Below are 19,174 nucleotides of genomic sequence, written 5' to 3' on the forward strand. Positions count from 1 at the left end.
AGTTTAATTCTTTAGCATAGGAATTGATTCTTATCAAGCGAAAACGTTCGGGAAGAAGAGCAACCGGAAAATCACCAACGAAGAGGTGAAAAACGAATTAGTGGTTGCCAAGACCATCTTCAAGCAAGACGGCGCGCAACTTTACCGCCACATCCGTTATGAATACTCTTATGACGACCGGCAACGCCTGACCTGCAAGGAAGCCTCCAAATGGGACGGCGCCAAAGGCGCATGGATGCCCGAAAAAATTCACAAAATTCACAAAAATGAAAGCACGCCCCCATGCCGTGCTTTCATTTTTGTTTTATCTTTGCCCCACACATCAAAAACTACACCCATGAAGGCAACTATGCTGACCCTTATCTTATTCTTTACCTCCCTGTACTTCTGTTCGTGCAGCGAACACCGGTATCCCCGCGTCCTCCTTACGGCCGACTCACTGGCACAAACCAGCCCCGACAGTGCCCTTTCGCTGCTAAAGCAGCTGAAAGACAGCATCGGCCACGAACCCGAAGAAACCCGCATGTACTACCACCTGCTCTGCACCAAGGCGCAAGACAAAGCCTACGTCACACATACCTCGGACAGCCTCATCCGGCAGGTAGTCCGCTACTACCGCCGACGGAAAGACCCGAAACACCTGCCCGAAGCACTCTATTATGCAGGACGAGTATACAGAGACCTGGGGGATGCGCCGCAGGCGCTGGAGTTCTTCCAACGGGCAACAGAGACTGCAAAAGGAAGCACAAACCATAAGCTGCTAAGCCTCGCATACAGCCAGATGGGAATGATTTTCCTATACGAAGACATCTATGACAAAGCACCTGAGATGTTCAGAAAGGCCTATCATTATAACACATTGGCAAAAGACAGTGCCGGAATGGTATACAGACTGCGCGACATCGGCCGCTCCTTCACCACCCTGCAGCAAGCCGACAGTGCCATCTACTACTACCGGAAAGCGGATGAACAGGCAGAACGCATCGGAAACCTGCACCTGAGAAGTATCGTGAACAGTGAATTGTCAGGATATTATACTGATTTGGAGAGATATGAAGAGGCGTACAAGGCAATGCAGGTGGCAATAGTACAGTCAAAGGCAACAAACCTATACGCACTGTATAGCACTATCGCAAGTTACTATAAAGGTAATAATCAGTTAGATTCGGCCACCTATTATTATAATAAAATGCTATCTGCCAACGACTACATCTACAAAAAAGAGGCTTATCGGGGATTATACAATATCGCAAGAGCAAAAAATAAAAATGAAGAGACTTTCACGTATCTAGACCAATATCTGGCATATACGGATTCCGTTCAGAGCATGAAACAAGCAGAGATTATACGAAAAGCAAATGCGTTATATAATTATCAATTGAATCAAAAAGAAGCCAAAAGCTTTAAAATACAGACTTTCAAAGAAAAAAGGCAGAAGGTACTTTTCGGCATCGCTTTCATTTTCTCTATTATTCTGTTCATCGCCTATCGGGAATATCATAAAAGGAAAGAACAAAACATAAAAACACAACGACAAAAACTTGATAGAATACAAAAAGAGCAATACAAACAGAGTCTTGCCCAAATCGAGAAAAACCGGAAAGAAATCGAGAATTTAGAAGTCTCCTTACAAGAAGCAACAGCTTCACAAGACGAACTGCGCCACGCCTTGCTTTGTGCGCAAAAAGAGCTAATCGAAAAAAGCAATGAACAGATTGAAGCCAGACAAAAAGTACAAACTCAAGCAGAGATTACATTGAAACAATCTGCCATTTACAAGAAGTTTCACAATCTACTTCCACAAGAAGAAACAAACAAAATAAACAACTCCGACTGGGAAGAACTAAACCATACAATAGATGAAACCTACAATCAATTCAGTCAACGCTTATTGGAATTTTATCCCATATCAGACATTGAACTGAAAGTATGCCTGCTTATAAAAATAGGCATTCCCCCAAGACAAATAGCCGCCTTAACCATACGCAGCAAGCAAGCCGTCACCTCCATACGTAAACGATTATACAAAAAGCTTTTCGATGAAGACGGTAGTCCGGAACAACTAGACTGTTTCATACAACAATTCTGACACGTAACCCTTCTCGCGTACTTCGCGTGACAGTATGCAATATACAGTTGCGTACCAAGTGCGTACTGCATTTTTGGGCAATACGCAATAAAACGACATACCTTTGTCGCAAATTCTAAAGCACAGTATATCATGAATAACAAGCTATTTATATTGGCGATATTAGTTTTAAGTATTTTGCCAATGTCATTCCTTCAAGCTAAAAAGAAAGTTATAACATTAACACAATTGCCTGCCTCTGATATAAACCAAAGTCAATGGCAAAGAGAGGAGCGTTCCATAACAGGAAATAAACTCTTTGTCCTACATGATAAAGACATTTTCTACATATACTCGGATAATTTGATAGAAGAAGTAAAACTCACCATTAGAAACAGACATAACGACATCATATATTCCACTATTGAGCCTATATTTTCTGACAAGGAAAACATATTCGAACTAAATATAGGTTATGGAAAGTACGTGATAGAATTGGAATATAAAGAAACCGTCTACTATGGCTATTTCGAAATAACAGAATAAAGAATCATTAATTTAGAAAGGTACAAGAAACATGAGAAAAGAAATTCTGCTTATCGCATCCTTGTTCATGCTTGGAGCATGCTCGAACGATGTAGAAAAAGACTTGAAATCAAATGCAGAAATCAACAATGCGGAATTGAAGATTACCATTGCAAAGAATGAAGACATACTGGTCTTCAATAGCAACGAGGATTTTCAGAATGCTATTTCTAAATTGAACGCCGCTCCCACTGTAGATTTATAAACTAACCGGACTTAATTACCCAATACTAAACCCACAATTATTATGAAACATGTAATGCTATTCATCGTCCTCTGCCTGCTCTCACTCGGAGCACAAGGACAAACCGAATCGGGAATCATCGTCGAAGGCGGTACCGGAAACATCAAGACCAAACTGACCCCGTCCGCCGCAGCAGCAGCCGGTTCCTACGACGTAGACTACAAGTACAACCTCTCCTTGGGCTACAAGTTCAGACTGCATGCCAATCAGGCCTCCCCGTTCTTCTTCGACCTAGAAGCCGGATTGGGAATGAAGTACTATGACTACACGTTCGGGAAAATGCCGGGCGAACCCGCCTTGGTGAAGGGAAGTGCCAAGAGGTTCTCCGCCTTCGCCACCGGCACGGCCAACTACACCCTCTACAAAGGGCTGAGCATAGGTGCAGGCATCCAGCCCACGTGGTTCTTCAACCAGAATGGCGGAAACAGCCGGAAATTCGACATCCCGGCAATAGGAAGGATAGCCTACCGCTTCAAAGCCTTCGAAGTGGGCCTGAACTACAAGCATGGACTGATGAACAGCTTGAAGACCGACTACCTGAAATCGGGAAGGTTCAGAGAATACACTCTCTCCGTGTGGGTTCCGTTCTAACCGGCACCATCCATGCGCCGGAGGTACCGGCAGCCGTTAAAGAGGGTTATTCGGCCCCGGCAACTCGCCAAAGGAAGTGCCCCTCCCTTTTTTCGAAGAATTTGAGGGTGTGTCATAATGCCCGAATAGAAAGATTTACCCCTGCTACAGATAGCTGTGGCAGGGGTAATTTCTTAAAGAACAGAGGACACACCCTCTATTTTTTTTATTGGGGCATTATGACACGCCTCCGGCTCCTACAGCTCCTTGACGAAGTCTGTGTCTTGTCCCTTCAGCCAGCCACCTCTTCTCCCTTCAGCGTGGCCGAACTGGATTCGGTAATCTTCACCATCACAAAATCGCCTATACGGTGCGAGCCGCGGTCGAACACCACCACACGGTTCTGCTCCGTACGCCCGAACAACTGGTCGCGGCTGCGCTTGCTGACGCCTTCCACCAGCACCTCGTAGGTCTTGCCCACGCAGCGGGCGTTGGCCTCGGCAGAAAGACGGTTCTGCAAGGCGATGATTTCATTCAGACGGCGAATCTTCACTTCCTCGGGCACGTCGTCCGGCAGGTGCTTGGAAGCATGCGTGCCGGGGCGTTCGCTGTACTTGAACATGAAGGCAGCATCGTATCCGCACTCCTCCATCAGCGAAAGGGAAAGCCGGTGGTCCTCCTCCGTCTCACTGTGAAAACCGGAGAATATATCCGTAGACAAACCGCAATCGGGAATGATGCGGCGGATGGCTGCCACGCGGTCCATATACCACTCGCGGTCGTACTTGCGGTTCATCAACTTCAGGATGCGGCTGCTTCCGCTCTGCACCGGCAGGTGGATGTGCTTGCACACGTTGGGCATGTCGGCAATGACCCGGAGGGTTTCGTCGCTCATGTCCTTGGGGTGCGAGGTGGTGAAACGGATACGCACGCCCGGCGCCGCCTCCGCCACGGTGCGGAGCAGCATCGGGAAGGTAATCGTCTCTTCGTCCGGTTTCTCGAAGCGGTAGGAATTGACGTTCTGTCCCAGCAGGGTGACTTCCTTATAGCCCTTTGCCACAAGGTCGGCCACTTCGCCCAGGATGCTATCCACATCACGGCTGCGCTCGCGGCCACGGGTGTAGGGAACGATGCAGTAGGTGCAGAAGTTGTTGCAGCCGCGCATGATGGACACGAATCCGGAGATGTGGTTTCCGCAGATGCGTGAGGGGATGACATCCCGATAGGTCTCTGTAGTGGAGAGCTCCACGTTGATGGCTTTCTCGCCGGCTTCTACCGACGCTATCAGTTCGGGCAGGGTGAGGTAGGCATCCGGCCCCGCCACCAGGTCCACATGATGGTTGGTAATCAAGTCGTTCTTCACACGCTCGGCCATACAGCCCAGCACACCCACTATCAGACCGCGTTTCTTCTTCCTGAGCGAGTGGAAGAATTCCAGACGGTTCAGAATCTTCTGTTCCGCATTGTCGCGGATAGAGCAGGTATTCATAAACACGGCATCGGCTTCCTCCAGGGTGTCGGCCACCGAATATCCCGCCATCTGCATGACGGATGCTATCACTTCACTGTCGGCCACGTTCATCTGGCAACCGTAGGTCTCGATGAACAATTTCTTGTCGCCATCGGCAGTTGCAGATTTAAAGTCTGCTCCCGTTGCTTTTTCCATAATCAGTTCGTTTAAAATCAATTTATATCATTTTGAAATCTGTCATTCAAGATGCAAAGATACTCCTTCCCTCCCAATAAACTGATGAAATAGAAGAAAAATGCCATTACAGATTGCCAATCTTCAACCTGTCAGCTAATTAATGTTAAGAGAGCAAACATTTTCCAAGTGCGGATTTGGCATAGAGAAAATTAATTCACAAATTTGTGAAGTGAAAGAAACATTAGATTTTTTCATAGTTAAGGTTTAGGTTAAAAAAATTAAGGGGAGCTGTGAAGCTGCCCTTTTTTATTACCGATTCCTTGCCCGTAATCAGATTAAATAATTAACTTTGCCCGAAGCAGAGATAATTGCCCTGTCTTTGGGCGGAAAATAAGGAAAGAATTATGGAAGATGTCTTCAAGTTTCTGTTAGTTGCGGCTGTCATAGCCACCGGACTCATCAGGCAGTTTAAGAAAGAAACAAACAAGAATGCCGACAAGAGTCCCGGCATACCTATGCCCGATGTGGACAACCCGCTGCCCGAAAACTGGGGCGGAGGTACTTACGGCGGCTTTATTCCCGAAGGTCCCAAGCCGACAAACAAACCGAAGACGGTATCCAAACCGTCCGCCAAATCCAAATACACTTCCATAAAGGCCTCGCCCCCCTCCCCCGCATCCCATCCGCAGGAGCCCGACGAAGCAACATCCGAATACGGCATCCACTCGGCAGAGGAAGCGAGGAAAGCCATTATCTGGTCAGAGATACTTCAACGGAAATATTAAGACAGCGGATAATGGAGAACTGATGACGGAGAAGCTATGACGAATACTTAAGAATTCCTTCAGAACCTTTACACGAAAAATAACTATTTATATTATGGCACTCAATTACATTTCGGCAGCAGAAGCTGCGAGCCTCATCAAACATGGCTACAACATCGGCTTGAGCGGATTCACCCCCGCAGGAACAGCCAAAGCCGTCACGGCTGAACTTGCAAGAATCGCAGAAGCGGAGCATGCGAAAGGAAACCCGTTCCAGATAGGCATTTTCACCGGTGCCTCTACCGGCGATTCCTGCGACGGCATTCTTTCACGCGCTAAAGCTATCCGTTACCGTGCCCCCTACACTACCAACGTGGATTTCCGCAAAGCCGTGAACAACGGTGAGATAGCCTACAACGACATCCACCTCTCGCAAATGGCTCAGGAAGTGCGCTACGGTTTCATGGGAAAAGTAAACGTCGCCATCATCGAGGCATGCGAAGTGACCGAAGACGGCAAAATCTACTTGACGGCTGCCGGCGGTATCTCTCCGACCGTCTGCCGCCTGGCCGACCGGATTATCGTAGAGCTGAATGCCGCCCACAGCAAGAGTGCCATGGGCCTGCACGACGTCTACGAGCCTCTCGACCCGCCCTACCGCCGCGAAATCCCCATCTACAAGTCGAGCGACCGCATCGGACTGCCCTACATTCAGGTAGACCCGAAAAAAATCGCAGGCGTAGTGGAGACCAACTGGCCGGACGAAGCACGCGGCTTTGCCGATGCCGACCCGCTGACCGACAAAATCGGACAGAACGTGGCCGACTTCCTTGCCGCCGACATGAAGCGCGGCATCATCCCGCCCACCTTCCTGCCGCTGCAATCGGGCGTGGGCAACATCGCCAATGCCGTACTGGGCGCTCTGGGACGTGACAAGACCATCCCCGCCTTCGAAATGTACACAGAAGTTATCCAGAACTCCGTTATCGGACTTATCCGCGAAGGCCGAGTGAAATTCGGCAGCGCCTGCTCGCTGACCGTGACGAACGACTGCCTGGAAGGTATCTACCAGGACATGGACTTCTTCCGCGACAAGCTGGTACTCCGCCCGTCGGAAATCTCCAACAGTCCGGAAGTGGTGCGCCGTCTGGGAGTCATTTCCATCAATACCGCCATCGAGGCCGACATCTACGGCAACGTGAACTCCACGCACATCGGCGGCACGAAGATGATGAACGGTATCGGTGGAAGCGGTGACTTCACCCGTAATGCCTATATCTCCATCTTCACTTGCCCGTCCGTAGCCAAGGAAGGCAAAATCTCGGCCATCGTACCGATGGTTTCGCACATGGACCACACGGAACACGACGTCAACATCATCATCACCGAACAAGGTGTGGCCGACCTCCGCGGCAAAAGCCCGAAAGAACGTGCACAAGCCATCATTGAAAACTGTGTTCATCCGGACTACAAGAACATTCTGTGGGATTACCTGAAACTGACCGACGGCAAGTCACAGACTCCCCATGCCCTGCGCGCCGCACTGGCTATGCACGCTGAGCTGGCCAAAAGTGGAGACATGAAGAATGTAGACTGGGCACAGTATAAATAAACTGCTCCCTAAAAAGGCGGAGAAAAACCGCCCGAAAGATATAGCACGCGTTGCATGTATATTTCCGGTTTGCCGGATTTATATATGCAACGCGCTGCATGTATAGATGGAACACGCTGCATCTATAGTTCCAACAACAAGCTATTTCAGCCCGTTCCTGCGCAACAGTTCCTGCATTGTTGTATCCGTAAAAGTTCTCCATATCTTCAGCTCAACAAACTTATAATCATCGAACAGCTGACCAACAAATTCTATCTCGAAGACCAGTCTAAAGTCGTTAGGATCATTGCCTGATTGACCTTCCTTACGAGTACCCACACGTGCTATCTTGATGAAGTAAAGGTCACGTACCCCCTTTCCCTTTAGGTATGGCATGAAATAGTAAAGCTCGTTCAGCGCAACACTTGAAGGAAACTTCTTGCCAGTATAGTAAATTTTTGCCGACTGCTCAAGATATTGTTCAAAGTTGTCTTCCTTCACAAAACTTATCAAGCAGTTTTTCGTGAAATCCAAGTACAGCTTACGAGTTGGAGATATGCGGTATTCGGCTGTATCTTCATGCACCATTGTATTTTCAATGATACTCGCATCTGCATATTTCTCAAAAAGACCAAGAAAATCAAGTTGCTTAATACGCTGCTTCGACTTTTTGACAGCGATATCGCCTTGCCCCTCAAACACGCCTGTATTTACAACTGCATTCGCAAGTACTTTGATGACCGGCACGGCTACGCTGTTACCTATCAACTTCATCCATCTTGGACGTGTCGGCGGCAACCTATAATTATCGGGAAAACCTTGAATGCGGCACGCTTCAGATTTGGTAATTTTCCGATAGTTGCCAGGACGGAAAACCCGTTGCATAAATAAGTCCCGAAATTCGGCTATAGTATCAGCATCAATTGATTCTGTTGAAACGAAGTCGTTCGTGTCACTGGCTACAAGTGTCGGATAAATCTTGCATGTAGGAAGAAATATGCGGTTAACACCATCTAATCCTGTACTTATCTTGGTATTCTTGAAATCATAGCGAACCTCCGTACAACGGATGATATTGTCTTCTTTCAACTGGCTTAGAGTTTCCAGAACCTTTATTTTCAGTTTCTTTACTTCTCTGTTATTTTTCAATTGCCCGATGTTCAACATCCGGTTGTTGTTCAAAGAAAGCAGTAATTCTGCCGCTTCACTCAAATTGTGTTTCTGCCCAACTATTTCATACAGATACTCTACATGTTTGAGAATATTCTTACGCACAAGTTGCTCTAACTCCTGCCTTGTTATGGTTACATCCAATCCTTGGAAATGAGAGAGAGAGAGAGGATTACCGTCAAGTTCACCATACTCTTTCTTTCTTCTATTACTCAGTAACAAATAACAAATGTCCTTCTCTCGCTTTGTGGTGTCAACGATATCCCATGAATGAATAGTCGTATCCCCATTGCGGAGGTCATTAAAAAGAAAATAGTCATTAAAACCTTTCTCGTTACACGAAAGGCTCCAACGTGCTTTATGCTCTTCACGCTGAACTCTTTCTTTTATCTCACAGTCATCCAATACATCACACAAGCGTACCTGCCCCGGGAACGGTGCCGGAAGGACAAATTTTTTGAGATAACGTTCTTCTTTGAATCCGATAATATAAATGCGCACACGCGTTTGAGGGACGCCATAGTCGTAAGCGTTCAATACATATTTACGGGCATGATACCCAGCCTGATTGATACGTTCGAGAATGTAATCAAGTGCTTTCTGATTACGAGGGTCAGACAACCCCTTTACGTTCTCAAAAATAAAAGCCTTGGGACGTACTTTATTCAACAGGTAAAGTGTATCGTTCCAGAGTTGCCCACGGTCATCATCAAATCCAAGATTCTTACCTGCAATTGACCAACTTTGACATGGAACACCAGCCGTCATAAAATCATGTTCAGGCAGCTCCTTGAGTTTTGTAATATCGCCAAAATTGAATCCTTCTGACTCATTGAAATTCTTACAATAAGTATTTATTGCATCCGGAGCTATTTCACTGAAGCCTAAACAAGTTCCACCTACACTCTCAAGTGCAAGCCTAAATCCTCCAATACCAGCAAAAAGGTCTATAAACGAAAAATTTGCCATCTGTATTATTTCAATGTGTCTTTATCAAATCCTTCGGGTGGTTCAATTCCCAAGAATTCTCTATATATTCTTTCTTTGTAATGCTTGCCCAGCTTATTAATCTCTTTAATAAAGTTTTGGTAAGTTCCTGCACCGCCTATAAAATCCCATAGTTCCTCACCAATAAGTACCGATTTGTCTTCCTTCATGTTGAACCATCGGTTAGGAAAAGACCAGTTGTAGTTTTCTTTTTTACCATAAGGGTTATAGGGGAGAGTATAAAATGTTTCATCTATAGGATGCCCCTCCATGGCAAGTAGTTTAAACATTTTCTCTTTGCTGACTTTAGTCTGATCACTGTTGGGCAAAGGACCTTTCAACTCGAATGCATAATTCTTACCAGTTCTTTCGCTCTTAATTAAAATATCACAGGTTACGCTTACGGGTATTGGTTCCCCTCCACCTTCCAGAATATACGTCAATTCTTCATTCCAGCTTGGCTTCAATCTCTTTTTTCCATCAAAGCCATGCTCCAGCCTATTCAGCACTTCTTGAATTCTTCGGAGGCTTTCCTCACCAACACTTCCTTCTATAGTACATCCTTTTATGCAATGGCCATGGTATACTTTCCCAACAGCAACCGCAAGTTTCTCCCATGCAGAGCCAAAAGGAGTAACAAATCTACGCTCAAAATGTGACCCCTTAAATATTTCATCAGGTACAAGGGCAGCATATAGAGGCTTATTAGCACGATGCTTCTCAGTAACGAAAGGATCTGATACCAGAACTCTATCCATGACTTTATCCATCATGTCTTGTATGATGGATAAAGTGGCTTCGGACACACTCTCGTATCTTGTTACATTCTTTTCGTCTGGTTCGTTAAAGAAGAAAAAAAACATAAACTTAGTTCTTTGTTGGTTTTAATGATTTGATAGCAGCATTAAGCCTAACTATTTTATTCCAGTCTATATCGCCATTATCGCTACAATAATCCTTAATAAACTCCTGAGTAAACTTGTTTATCATTCGCCCATATGCCTTAAAATATTCTTCATTCTTCTCCTTGGCTTTATATCCAAGTGGTTCAATGATATCAATAAACAACGTAGGTTCACCGGATATAAGAGCCCAAAATTTTTCACCGCAGTACTTCTCATGGGTACTATCGTTATATGTTTTGTTGTCATTTCCATAACAACATCCCTCAACACACATGGTTGCTACAGCCTTACGGCTTGTGTTGAACACTTTTACAGCCTTAACAAATTGCTCTTTTTGCTTTTTCATCGAAGTTGAGTTGCTCCATGACGGACCGGACTTGACAGATACAAAATAGTGTACCCCCTCCTTATCAAATTCAAGATCAATCCCCTCTGCAGAAGATTTATAGCCTGAATAAACAGTTTCTGCCACAAAATGTGCAATGCCTTCCATCCAGTTCCCAAATATGCTTTCTTCGGCAGAAGACATATAAGCAGAGGCCAGATTCTCTACCATAGCCCCTGCAGTAACAATATTCTTCGCTTTGAACATATATGGATTCTTACGTGAAAGCAATTCCTTAAGATTTATCTTTTGTAGTTTTGCTATTCTTGCAGCATGAAACTCACCTACGTTTTTTTCTACGTAATCTGAAATCTTATTTATCAATTCTTGGTTCATAATAATCATTCTCCACGTTTTTCAATCAAATCTGTAACTTTAATGCTCAAACATTGTGCTATTTGCGGCAAAGCTTTCAAAATTACGAGTTTCAATCTAATTAAATATACCATATCATTAATTTGATTAAACTTTTAAGCGAAATTATATAATAATATCGAAAAAAGAGAATGTACATCAAAGAATCGTTCTTTCTCACGAGAAAATAGATGGTTTGAAATTGGAATCACCACCTACAAAAGCGGGCTGCCCCGGAATCACTTCCCGGACAGCCCTTCCTTCACATTTAAAGTGAAGATGCAGAGAGAGTAGTATGATGACACTCTATTCCTGACCTCCCCCTAACGCCTTGTAGAGGTTAATCAGGCTTTGTATTTCAGAAAATCGGTTGGCCGTCTGTGCCAGTTGTGCGTTGAGCAATGTCTGCCAGGCGGTAAGCACCTCCAGATAGGTGGTGTTGCCATGCTCCATCAGCAGGGAAGTGCTACGGGCAGCTGTCTGCAAGGAAACTACCTGCTTGTCCAGCAGCTCGCTTTTGGAACGGCTCGTCTGCAAGGCAGTCAAAGCGTCGTTCACCTCGCTGCCTGCATTCAGCAATGTCTGCCGGAAGACAAGGGAAGCCTCCTCCTGCCGGGCACGGGCTATGCGGTACTGCGCAATGACCTGCCCGCGGGCAAAGAGCGACTGCGTCAGCGAGCCCACTGCCGAAGCCAGGAACTTGCCGGGATTCACAATCATTGAACCGGCAGAATTGGTCCAGCCCGCACTCTCGCCCAGCGAACCGGTCGGTGCCTCGATGTTCTGCTCGCCCAATACGGCGGTCACGTCCGAAGGAACCAGTCCATACTGCGCCATGCGTTCCGGTTTCAGCCAGATACGCATACTGTAGGTATCGCCCAGCTCCATTACATCACCCACACCCTCGATACGCTTGATTTGCGGAATCACGTTGATGTCTAGGTAATTGGCAAGGAACGTCTGGTCGTAGCGCCCGTCGGTGCTTACCAAAGCGCCGATTTGCAGGAAGCTGGTCTGTCGCTTCTGGGTAGTCACACCGATTTTCGTCACCTCGGCAGGCAGCAATCCCTGTGCCTTGGATACACGGTTCTGTACGTTTACCGCAGCCATGTCGGGGTCCGTACCCTGCTTGAAATAAACTTGTATGGTGGCAGAGCCGGCATTAGTGGCGGTAGAGCTGATGTACATCATGTTCTCCACACCGTTGATACTCTCCTCCAGCGGCATGATGACGCTGTTCAGTACGGCTTCGGCATCGGCACCGGTGTAGTTGGCACTGACGTACACCGTGGGAGGTGCAATATCAGGATACTGTTCCACCGGCAGCGTAAAGAGCGAAATGAGCCCTATCACCAGAATCAGTACGGAGATGGAGAAAGCCATCACCGGCCGTTTTATAAATATATTTCCTTTCATCTTAATCCATCATTGATAGTTGATAAATAGCAATCATCATTTCACTTGCGTCCCTTCGCGCAGTAGTCCGGCACCGGCGGATACAATCTCGTCACCGACTTTCAGTCCGTCCAGCACCACATATTCACGTCCGTCATTTATTCCTGCCACGGTAATCAAGACGGAAACGGCTTTGCCATCCACTACCTTGTATACCAACGTCTTGTCCTGCAACTGTACGGTGGCTTCTTGCGGAATCACAATGCAGTTCTTATACGTGGCAGGCACCACCACCGTGCCCGATGCCCCGCTATGGAGCAGGCGCGATTCGTTGGGGAAGACCACGCGTGCCACTACCGTACCCGTCTGGCGGTCGATGACACCACTGATGGACTCGATGGTACCTTTCTTGTCATAGACGGAATTGTCATTCAGTCTCAGTTCCGCTTGAGGCATGTTCTTCAACGCCTCGTCCACGCTTCCGTACTGGCGAGTCAGGGCAAGCAACTGGTTTTCGGTCATGGAAAAGTAAACGTACATGTCTCCGGCACGCTACCGCAATACGAAGGAGGAGTGATTTCCTCCCCCCACGCTTGGGGCACACTTTGTAAAGGTCTGCTTTAGGAAGCCAAACCTTAACTTTACGACACTAAAGGTCAACTTTACAATGGCTAAACCTCAACGTATCACCTCATCACACACCGCATCCTGAAAAGCGCGTGCTTCCCTGCCCGACAGTGCATTCTGGTTCATGACGGCAAAGGCTATTTCGTGTCCGTTGCGGGCCTTAAGGTAACCGGCCAGGCAGTTGACGGCAGTAAAGGAACCCGTCTTGGCATGTACGTTCCTATGGGAAGGGGTGCCCTTCTTCATGCGAAACTCCAGCGTACCGTCCACTCCACCGATGGGCAAAGCCTTATAGAGTTTCCGGAATACATCAGTACGCGAGTAGGCGTATCTGAGGAAGGAAACCAGAAGTTCCGGAGAAATGTAATTGTAATTGGAAAGGCCGCAACCGTCCGCCAAGTTATATCGATCGGGATTATGCCCCAGCTTCTTTATCAGCATACGGACGGCAGAAAGCCCGTCCTCGGCAGAGACACGCTTCTTTCCGCTGCTCTGCACACCCAACCGGCACAGCATGGCTTCGGCATTGAGGTTATCGCTCTCCTTCATTATCTGTTTCACCACATCCTGCACGGGAGTTTCGTAGAACGCCATCCGCACGGAGAGGCTGTCTCGGCGGAACTCGCCGAAGAGGTAAGAAGAGGCAACGGCAGAGGGCTTCACCACCGTTTCAAAAGCTTCAGATTCTGCTCCTGCCGTCGGAATGCACCGGATGCCTCGTGCCTGCAACCGTTCCATAAAGGTGTGCATGAAGAAGTCCTGAGAAGAGAAGATATTGACCGTACCTGTACGGCGGGCATCGACGTTGCCCGCCACGGTGATGTTGTTCCCGTTCACCAGCCAGTCGCGCCCCACACGGAAGCGTCCGGCAGAAGGGGTACGGCTACAGGTCTTGTTCGTCAGTGTATAATAGGAAGAGACGGGAGTACATTCAAGGTGTGCGCTGTCGCCCCGTTCGCCGGATGTGGCGGTGACCGTCACCACTCCTTTGTTCAGCATCAGCGGTGAGAGGTAGGGCTGGAAGGAATAGGGAGTGTCATCCCACAGCCAGCCGCTGCCCCAATACAAGGAGTCTTTCATGGAGACATCGCCATACACCTTGCCCCGGATGATGGAGAAGGGGAAGCGGGCCACGGCAGCCACCAGGGAGTCCAACGCTTCTTCGTCGAACTCCGGGTCGAAGCCACCTATCACATACACGTCTCCCTGCAAGGTATCGCGCTCAATGGTTCCCTGATACCACACTTCCGTACGGAACGGCTCGTCGGCTTCGGGGCGGGCAAGTGCGGTAATGGTGGTCAGCAGCTTCATGGTGGAAGCGGGACGGGAAAGCTTGTCCGCCTGATAGCCGTACAAGGGCTTTCCGGCAGTCAGGTCATAGACCGAAATCGCCACGTTGGAACCTGCGGGAAGTTTGTGTTCTATCAACGCATCAATCCGCGCAGAGAGCGGCTTCACCGGAGCTACCGCCTCTTGAGCCCACAACGGCAGCAGGCAGACGGATAAAATTAACAGCAACAAGATCCTTTTCATAAGTACACCTGATTATTCTTCAACTGTTCCTTTCGCCACCGGCTTCTCAAAACGAGTGCCGCACTTGCTGCATACATACTCCCAATGCTCAGTGCCCGGAGATGCGGCCTGTCGCAGGTGATTAGCTTTACAGTCTTCATCTTTTATGTTTATATGAGACAATAGTCATGGACTCTATAATGCCTCCTTGAATATTTCTCCTACCGTGGGGTGCGGAAAGACAATCTTTTTCCACTCATCGGCAGTCAGCCCCAACTCGATGGCCATGCCTGCCAGCGTGATGATTTCGGAAGCGGGATTACCCAAGACATGTGCCCCCAATACGGTATCGTCACTGCCCAGCAGCAACTTGCAGACGCCGTTCACGCCTTCATTCTCGGCGACGAAACGGCCACTGTACGCCATCGGCAGCTTCACGGCACGGTAGGCTACGCCTTTCTTCTGAAGGGATTCTTCCGTCTCGCCCACACCGGCTATTTCGGGATTGGTATATACCACGCCGGGAATGGCACGGTAGCTCATGGCATCCTTCTTGCCGATGATGGAATGTATGGCTACTTCCGCCTCGCGGACGGCTGTATGTGCCAGCAAGGAATAGCCCGTCAGGTCGCCGCAGGCATATACTCCGGGAACTGAAGTCTGCATCTGTCCGTTGACAAAGACATTTCCGCGCTCCGTTCTTTCCAAGCCCAGATTCTCCAATCCGAAGCCTTTCATTACCGGACGGCGCCCGACACTCATCAGAAGCCGTTCGGCAACGACGGAACCGGGACCGTCGGCTGTTTCATAATTCACCTGGATAAGGGAAGAAGCTTCGGCAGTATCCGGCATGACAGACACTACTTTTGCACTCAGCATGAACTTGATTCCCCGCTTAGCGTACTCTGCACGGAGCATACCCGCCAGCTCTCGGTCCATACCGCCTCCCAGTATCTCGTCCAGCATCTCGACGACGGTTACCTGCACTCCCAGGCTGTTGAAGAAAGAAGCGAACTCCATACCGATGACACCGCCGCCGATGATGGCAAGCGAAGCGGGCAGTTCCTTGTTATCCAGTGCATCACGATGAGTCCAATAGGACACTTTGTCTATGCCGGGAATGGCAGGGACAAAGGTTTCGGAACCGGTGCAGAGCAGCAGGTTATCGCATTCGTAGGTTTCTCCGCCGCACTCCACATGATTCTTGTCCGTCACTGTGGCCCCTCCGCTGACAATCGTCACACCATGGGCAGTCAGCTTTCCTTTGACTCCCAATACCAGCTTGCGCACTACCTTCTGCTTGCGAGCAATAATCTTGGGCAAATCGAACGATACTTCGGGCACACTGACCGCATACTTCGAGGCATGGCGTGCACCATCGTATGTCTTGGCAGAATACAATAAAGTCTTGGTGGGAATACACCCTTCGTTCAGGCATACTCCACCAAGACTTTGCTTTTCAAACAGTACGACACTCAGTCCTGCCTTTCCGGCAGCTTCGGCAGCAGTATATCCCGCAGGACCTCCGCCGATAATGGCAACTTGGTATTTCATAGGTCAATCAATGGTTAGTGATTAATTTGTGCGCAAGTTAATAAAACCCGTATTCTCCGACAAAAAAGAACAGTTTTTTCTTTCGGAGAATGCATCGGAAAACCACGGTTCTTTGTAAAATTGACAAATGCCAGTGTCTGTCAAACGGAATTCTTCCCTCGGGAAAATAAAGCGTTCACGATAGGAGCACACACTATCGCTCCCCCCTCCTCCGTTCCTCCAGCAACCGGATAAACTCCTCCTCTTTGACGGGAAGAAGCACTGCACACTTGCCCTCGCCATATTTCACGAGCACATAGCGTATCACTGCAAACCGTCCTATCTGCATGGAAGAAGCACGCTCCACGGAAGCGATGTCTTTTATCAGAATTTCCTTGCTCCTGGAAAAACGGCCGAAGGACAGCATCAACTTCCCGTCGGGCGTTACGGTATAGGTGGTATGGATCAGCTTCTCAATGATAACCACCAGCCAAAGCATGAAAAGAGCAGCCGGCAGCGAAAGCTTGCTCCAAAGCATATAGACGGTGAGAATACCTATCAAGATGAGGAACAAATACTGCCCCATAGCAATGCGCGCATGAAAGATTCTATTCATTAGTGTTCTGATTTTTGTCGCTAAGGTACGCATTTTTATGATACGAAAGACATAATCCCTTAAATGAAAGAGCTGTGCCCCCCATGTCAGCAAAAAGGCAAGGAAACTCTCACGAGCTCCCTTGCCTTTTCAATTAAATTATTATGTCTAAACTTAACGAGGGTGTATAAAAGCCCTCATTATTTTTATTGTCATCCGATCCGGACTACTCAATAGCCGTTCCGTTCACAGTCTCGGGCCAATAAGGATTCTGATACAGCACCGAGTTACCCACCGTCTCATCCGGTGACAGCAACTCCATCTCGCGGATAGGTACAGGAGACAAATAGTTGGCCTTCGCCCAAATATACCCTTCATACACCGGATTATTATCCTTCATAATAGAGTAAGGACGCAGATATTTATACTTCGGATCAGAGATATTCGCACCCTCTACCCCCGTATAGCTGTAATTCACTTCAGCTCCATTCTCATCGTGATTGCAATATTCGTGCATTTTCGTCCAGAAGTTACAGCCCTCGGGCACCCATCTCTCCGTCAGCATGTGGTCGAATGAACGCCAGCGAACCAGGTCGCTCCAACGCATGTTCTCACCGATAAACTCGCAACGACGTTCACGACGGATGTTCAGCAGAGTAGCATCCACCAGTTGTCCACCCGACATCTTTCCCCAGTCCGTCTCCTTGCTCATATCCGTGGCGGCAATCGTCTTCTCGAAGTCCGCATCCACGCCTGCACGATTACGAATGGCTCTCCAATACTGAGATGCCTTCGAGTTGATGTTGCCATTCAGCAAATAAGAAGCCTCTATATAGTTCAAGTAAGCCTCCACACCACGGAAGACAATGCAGCCTGTGGTCGATTCGGCCTTTCCCCATACATTCTGAGCCTGGTCGAAGCTGGCATACTTGCGCAAACGATAGCCCGTGCGATCTTGCATCTCCTGACGGTTTGATACCGGATGTGGGCGGAAGTACTGCTCACCCTGCGCACTCTGCTGCGAGTGGAAAGGCAAGAAATTGCTCTCGCCAAACATAAACAGCTGCAAACGCTCGTCGCGGTTCGCCTTCACTTCGTCCAGCGTTTCGTCGCCCTCATACGGAGCCACGTTGGTAGCCGCATACCAAGGCATACCGTCGGTCATCAAGAAACTCTCCACATAGCTCTTCAACAACCCGTGGTTACTGCCGGATTGTACCCATGCCGGCGCACCGTGCGAAATGGTAAACGAACCCGACTTGGCGTATTCTCTCCACATCAGCACCTCGCTATTATCGCTCAAGTCTTCCGAAGCGAACAACTCGAAGTAAGGATTCCATCCCGAAACCGTCGTGATTGTGGGCGGCTCCAGCGTGCCCGAGTTAGGGGTCAGCGTCACCACATCCGCCACTTGCTCCGCAGCATCCATCGCCTCTCTCAGGAAGAAGTTCACTTCCTCGTCCACGTTCAGGCTGAAACCAGTATGCACCCTCCGGCCCGGCCAGGTTTCGTCGCCCGGCACACGGCCCGTTCCCTTATGGTACTTCTCGAATGTAGCCTCGTATAATGCCACACGCGACTTCAGAAGCAGAGCCACTTGCTTGTTGATGCGGTTATTTCCCGCAAAGCCCCACTCATGCAATCGCTCAATCGCATTGTCCAAATCTTCCAGAATGAAACGCGCCACTTTGTTACGGGGCTGGCGCACCGCCTTCTCCATCATTACCGCCTTGTCGTCCGGCAACACTTCCGTAATGATAGGATAGTCACCGAAAGATTTCAGGTAATTGAAGTAAACCATGGCACGCAAGAAGTACATCTCGCCTATATAATGTCTGATGTCAGCCGCATTGCCCGACACCTGACCTGCCTCGAACTTAGGCACAGCCTGCTCGAAAAAGTAGTTGCAATAACGAATCAACGAAAAACTCCAACCGCCACCCGTATTGGGCACTCGCCAGTATCCTTCCTCATAATAAGTGGCACTGTAACCACCTGACACTGCATTGTCCGTGCTGCCGTCGCCCGCACCGATTCCCATGCCATAGCCGCCATGTGTAGAAAACAAACTATTGTATTGGCTGATGGAATAAGCGGCAAAATGGTCGGTTGTCGTAAAATAGGCATCGGGAGTGACCGATGACAGTGGCTCTCTGTCCAAATAATCTGTGCAAGAAGAGAACATAAGCGCTCCTCCTACCATGGCACAAGCCTGAACTACTATATTCTTAAGTCTCATAA

Annotated in this window: 15 protein-coding genes and 2 pseudogenes; 6 read left to right on the forward strand and 11 right to left on the reverse strand. The window is 48.3% G+C overall.

Features of this window, described 5'->3' with window-relative positions; all coding sequences use genetic code 11:
* Positions 1–22 precede the first annotated feature (22 nt).
* From M1B78_RS09865 to M1B78_RS09880, 4 genes are all read left to right on the forward strand, one after another.
* The gene (locus M1B78_RS09865) at positions 23–2,089 is read left to right on the forward strand and encodes a DUF3836 domain-containing protein (protein WP_257940573.1); all 2,067 of its coding nucleotides are present in this window, start codon (positions 23–25) and stop codon (positions 2,087–2,089) included.
* 132 nt (positions 2,090–2,221) lie between these two features.
* Positions 2,222–2,614, forward strand: coding sequence for a DUF3244 domain-containing protein (locus M1B78_RS09870; protein ID WP_176468200.1), 393 nt, complete (start codon positions 2,222–2,224; stop codon positions 2,612–2,614).
* 31 nt (positions 2,615–2,645) lie between these two features.
* Complete coding sequence (locus tag M1B78_RS09875) at positions 2,646–2,858, forward strand: hypothetical protein (RefSeq protein ID WP_257940564.1); 213 nt, start codon at positions 2,646–2,648, stop codon at positions 2,856–2,858.
* Between the two features lie 42 nt (positions 2,859–2,900).
* Positions 2,901–3,488 carry a hypothetical protein gene (locus tag M1B78_RS09880; protein WP_257940565.1) on the forward strand — a complete coding sequence of 196 codons (588 nt, stop codon included), beginning with the start codon at positions 2,901–2,903 and terminating at the stop codon, positions 3,486–3,488.
* A 271-nt stretch (positions 3,489–3,759) separates the two neighbouring features.
* Here the strand turns inward: M1B78_RS09880 and miaB are convergent, their stop codons facing one another.
* Positions 3,760–5,133 (reverse strand): tRNA (N6-isopentenyl adenosine(37)-C2)-methylthiotransferase MiaB, encoded by a 1,374-nt coding sequence (miaB, locus tag M1B78_RS09885; protein WP_136009143.1) that lies wholly within the window; start codon positions 5,131–5,133, stop codon positions 3,760–3,762.
* 386 nt (positions 5,134–5,519) lie between these two features.
* Here miaB and M1B78_RS09890 point away from each other — a divergent pair, with 386 nt between their 5' ends.
* Positions 5,520–5,900, forward strand: coding sequence for a hypothetical protein (locus M1B78_RS09890; RefSeq protein ID WP_136009142.1), 381 nt, complete (start codon positions 5,520–5,522; stop codon positions 5,898–5,900).
* Positions 5,901–5,994: 94 nt separating this feature from the next.
* Positions 5,995–7,491 (forward strand): acetyl-CoA hydrolase/transferase family protein, encoded by a 1,497-nt coding sequence (locus tag M1B78_RS09895; protein ID WP_257940566.1) that lies wholly within the window; start codon positions 5,995–5,997, stop codon positions 7,489–7,491.
* A gap of 141 nt (positions 7,492–7,632) precedes the next feature.
* Here the strand turns inward: M1B78_RS09895 and M1B78_RS09900 are convergent, their stop codons facing one another.
* The 10 genes and pseudogenes from M1B78_RS09900 to M1B78_RS09945 all read right to left on the reverse strand — a co-directional run bounded on the left by M1B78_RS09900 (position 7,633) and on the right by M1B78_RS09945 (position 19,172).
* Positions 7,633–9,609, reverse strand: a complete 1,977-nt coding sequence (locus M1B78_RS09900; protein WP_257940567.1) for a DNA cytosine methyltransferase — start codon at positions 9,607–9,609, stop codon at positions 7,633–7,635.
* 5 nt (positions 9,610–9,614) lie between these two features.
* On the reverse strand, positions 9,615–10,490 hold the full coding sequence (locus M1B78_RS09905) for a TdeIII family type II restriction endonuclease (RefSeq protein ID WP_136009140.1): 876 nt from the start codon (positions 10,488–10,490) through the stop codon (positions 9,615–9,617).
* Positions 10,491–10,494: 4 nt separating this feature from the next.
* Positions 10,495–11,262, reverse strand: a complete 768-nt coding sequence (locus M1B78_RS09910; RefSeq protein WP_257940568.1) for a PmeII family type II restriction endonuclease — start codon at positions 11,260–11,262, stop codon at positions 10,495–10,497.
* Positions 11,263–11,577: 315 nt separating this feature from the next.
* Positions 11,578–11,991 carry a TolC family protein gene (locus M1B78_RS09915; protein WP_257940574.1) on the reverse strand — a complete coding sequence of 138 codons (414 nt, stop codon included), beginning with the start codon at positions 11,989–11,991 and terminating at the stop codon, positions 11,578–11,580.
* Positions 11,992–12,015: 24 nt separating this feature from the next.
* A pseudogene (locus M1B78_RS09920) lies at positions 12,016–12,687 on the reverse strand (efflux RND transporter permease subunit); the annotation flags it as partial.
* A 36-nt stretch (positions 12,688–12,723) separates the two neighbouring features.
* Positions 12,724–13,209: pseudogene (locus tag M1B78_RS09925) on the reverse strand (efflux RND transporter periplasmic adaptor subunit); the annotation flags it as partial.
* 135 nt (positions 13,210–13,344) lie between these two features.
* The gene (gene dacB / locus M1B78_RS09930; protein WP_257940569.1) at positions 13,345–14,826 is read right to left on the reverse strand and encodes a D-alanyl-D-alanine carboxypeptidase/D-alanyl-D-alanine endopeptidase; all 1,482 of its coding nucleotides are present in this window, start codon (positions 14,824–14,826) and stop codon (positions 13,345–13,347) included.
* Between the two features lie 174 nt (positions 14,827–15,000).
* Positions 15,001–16,359, reverse strand: coding sequence for a dihydrolipoyl dehydrogenase (gene lpdA / locus M1B78_RS09935; RefSeq protein WP_257940570.1), 1,359 nt, complete (start codon positions 16,357–16,359; stop codon positions 15,001–15,003).
* 193 nt (positions 16,360–16,552) lie between these two features.
* The gene (locus tag M1B78_RS09940; protein ID WP_136009137.1) at positions 16,553–16,954 is read right to left on the reverse strand and encodes a PH domain-containing protein; all 402 of its coding nucleotides are present in this window, start codon (positions 16,952–16,954) and stop codon (positions 16,553–16,555) included.
* A 205-nt stretch (positions 16,955–17,159) separates the two neighbouring features.
* A complete protein-coding gene (locus M1B78_RS09945) occupies positions 17,160–19,172 on the reverse strand; it encodes a RagB/SusD family nutrient uptake outer membrane protein (RefSeq protein WP_257931548.1) in 2,013 nt (670 codons plus the stop codon).
* Between the last annotated feature and the right edge of the window lie 2 nt (positions 19,173–19,174).

This window comes from Bacteroides muris (ex Fokt et al. 2023) (assembly GCF_024704895.1).
GTDB lineage: Bacteria > Bacteroidota > Bacteroidia > Bacteroidales > Bacteroidaceae > Bacteroides > Bacteroides muris.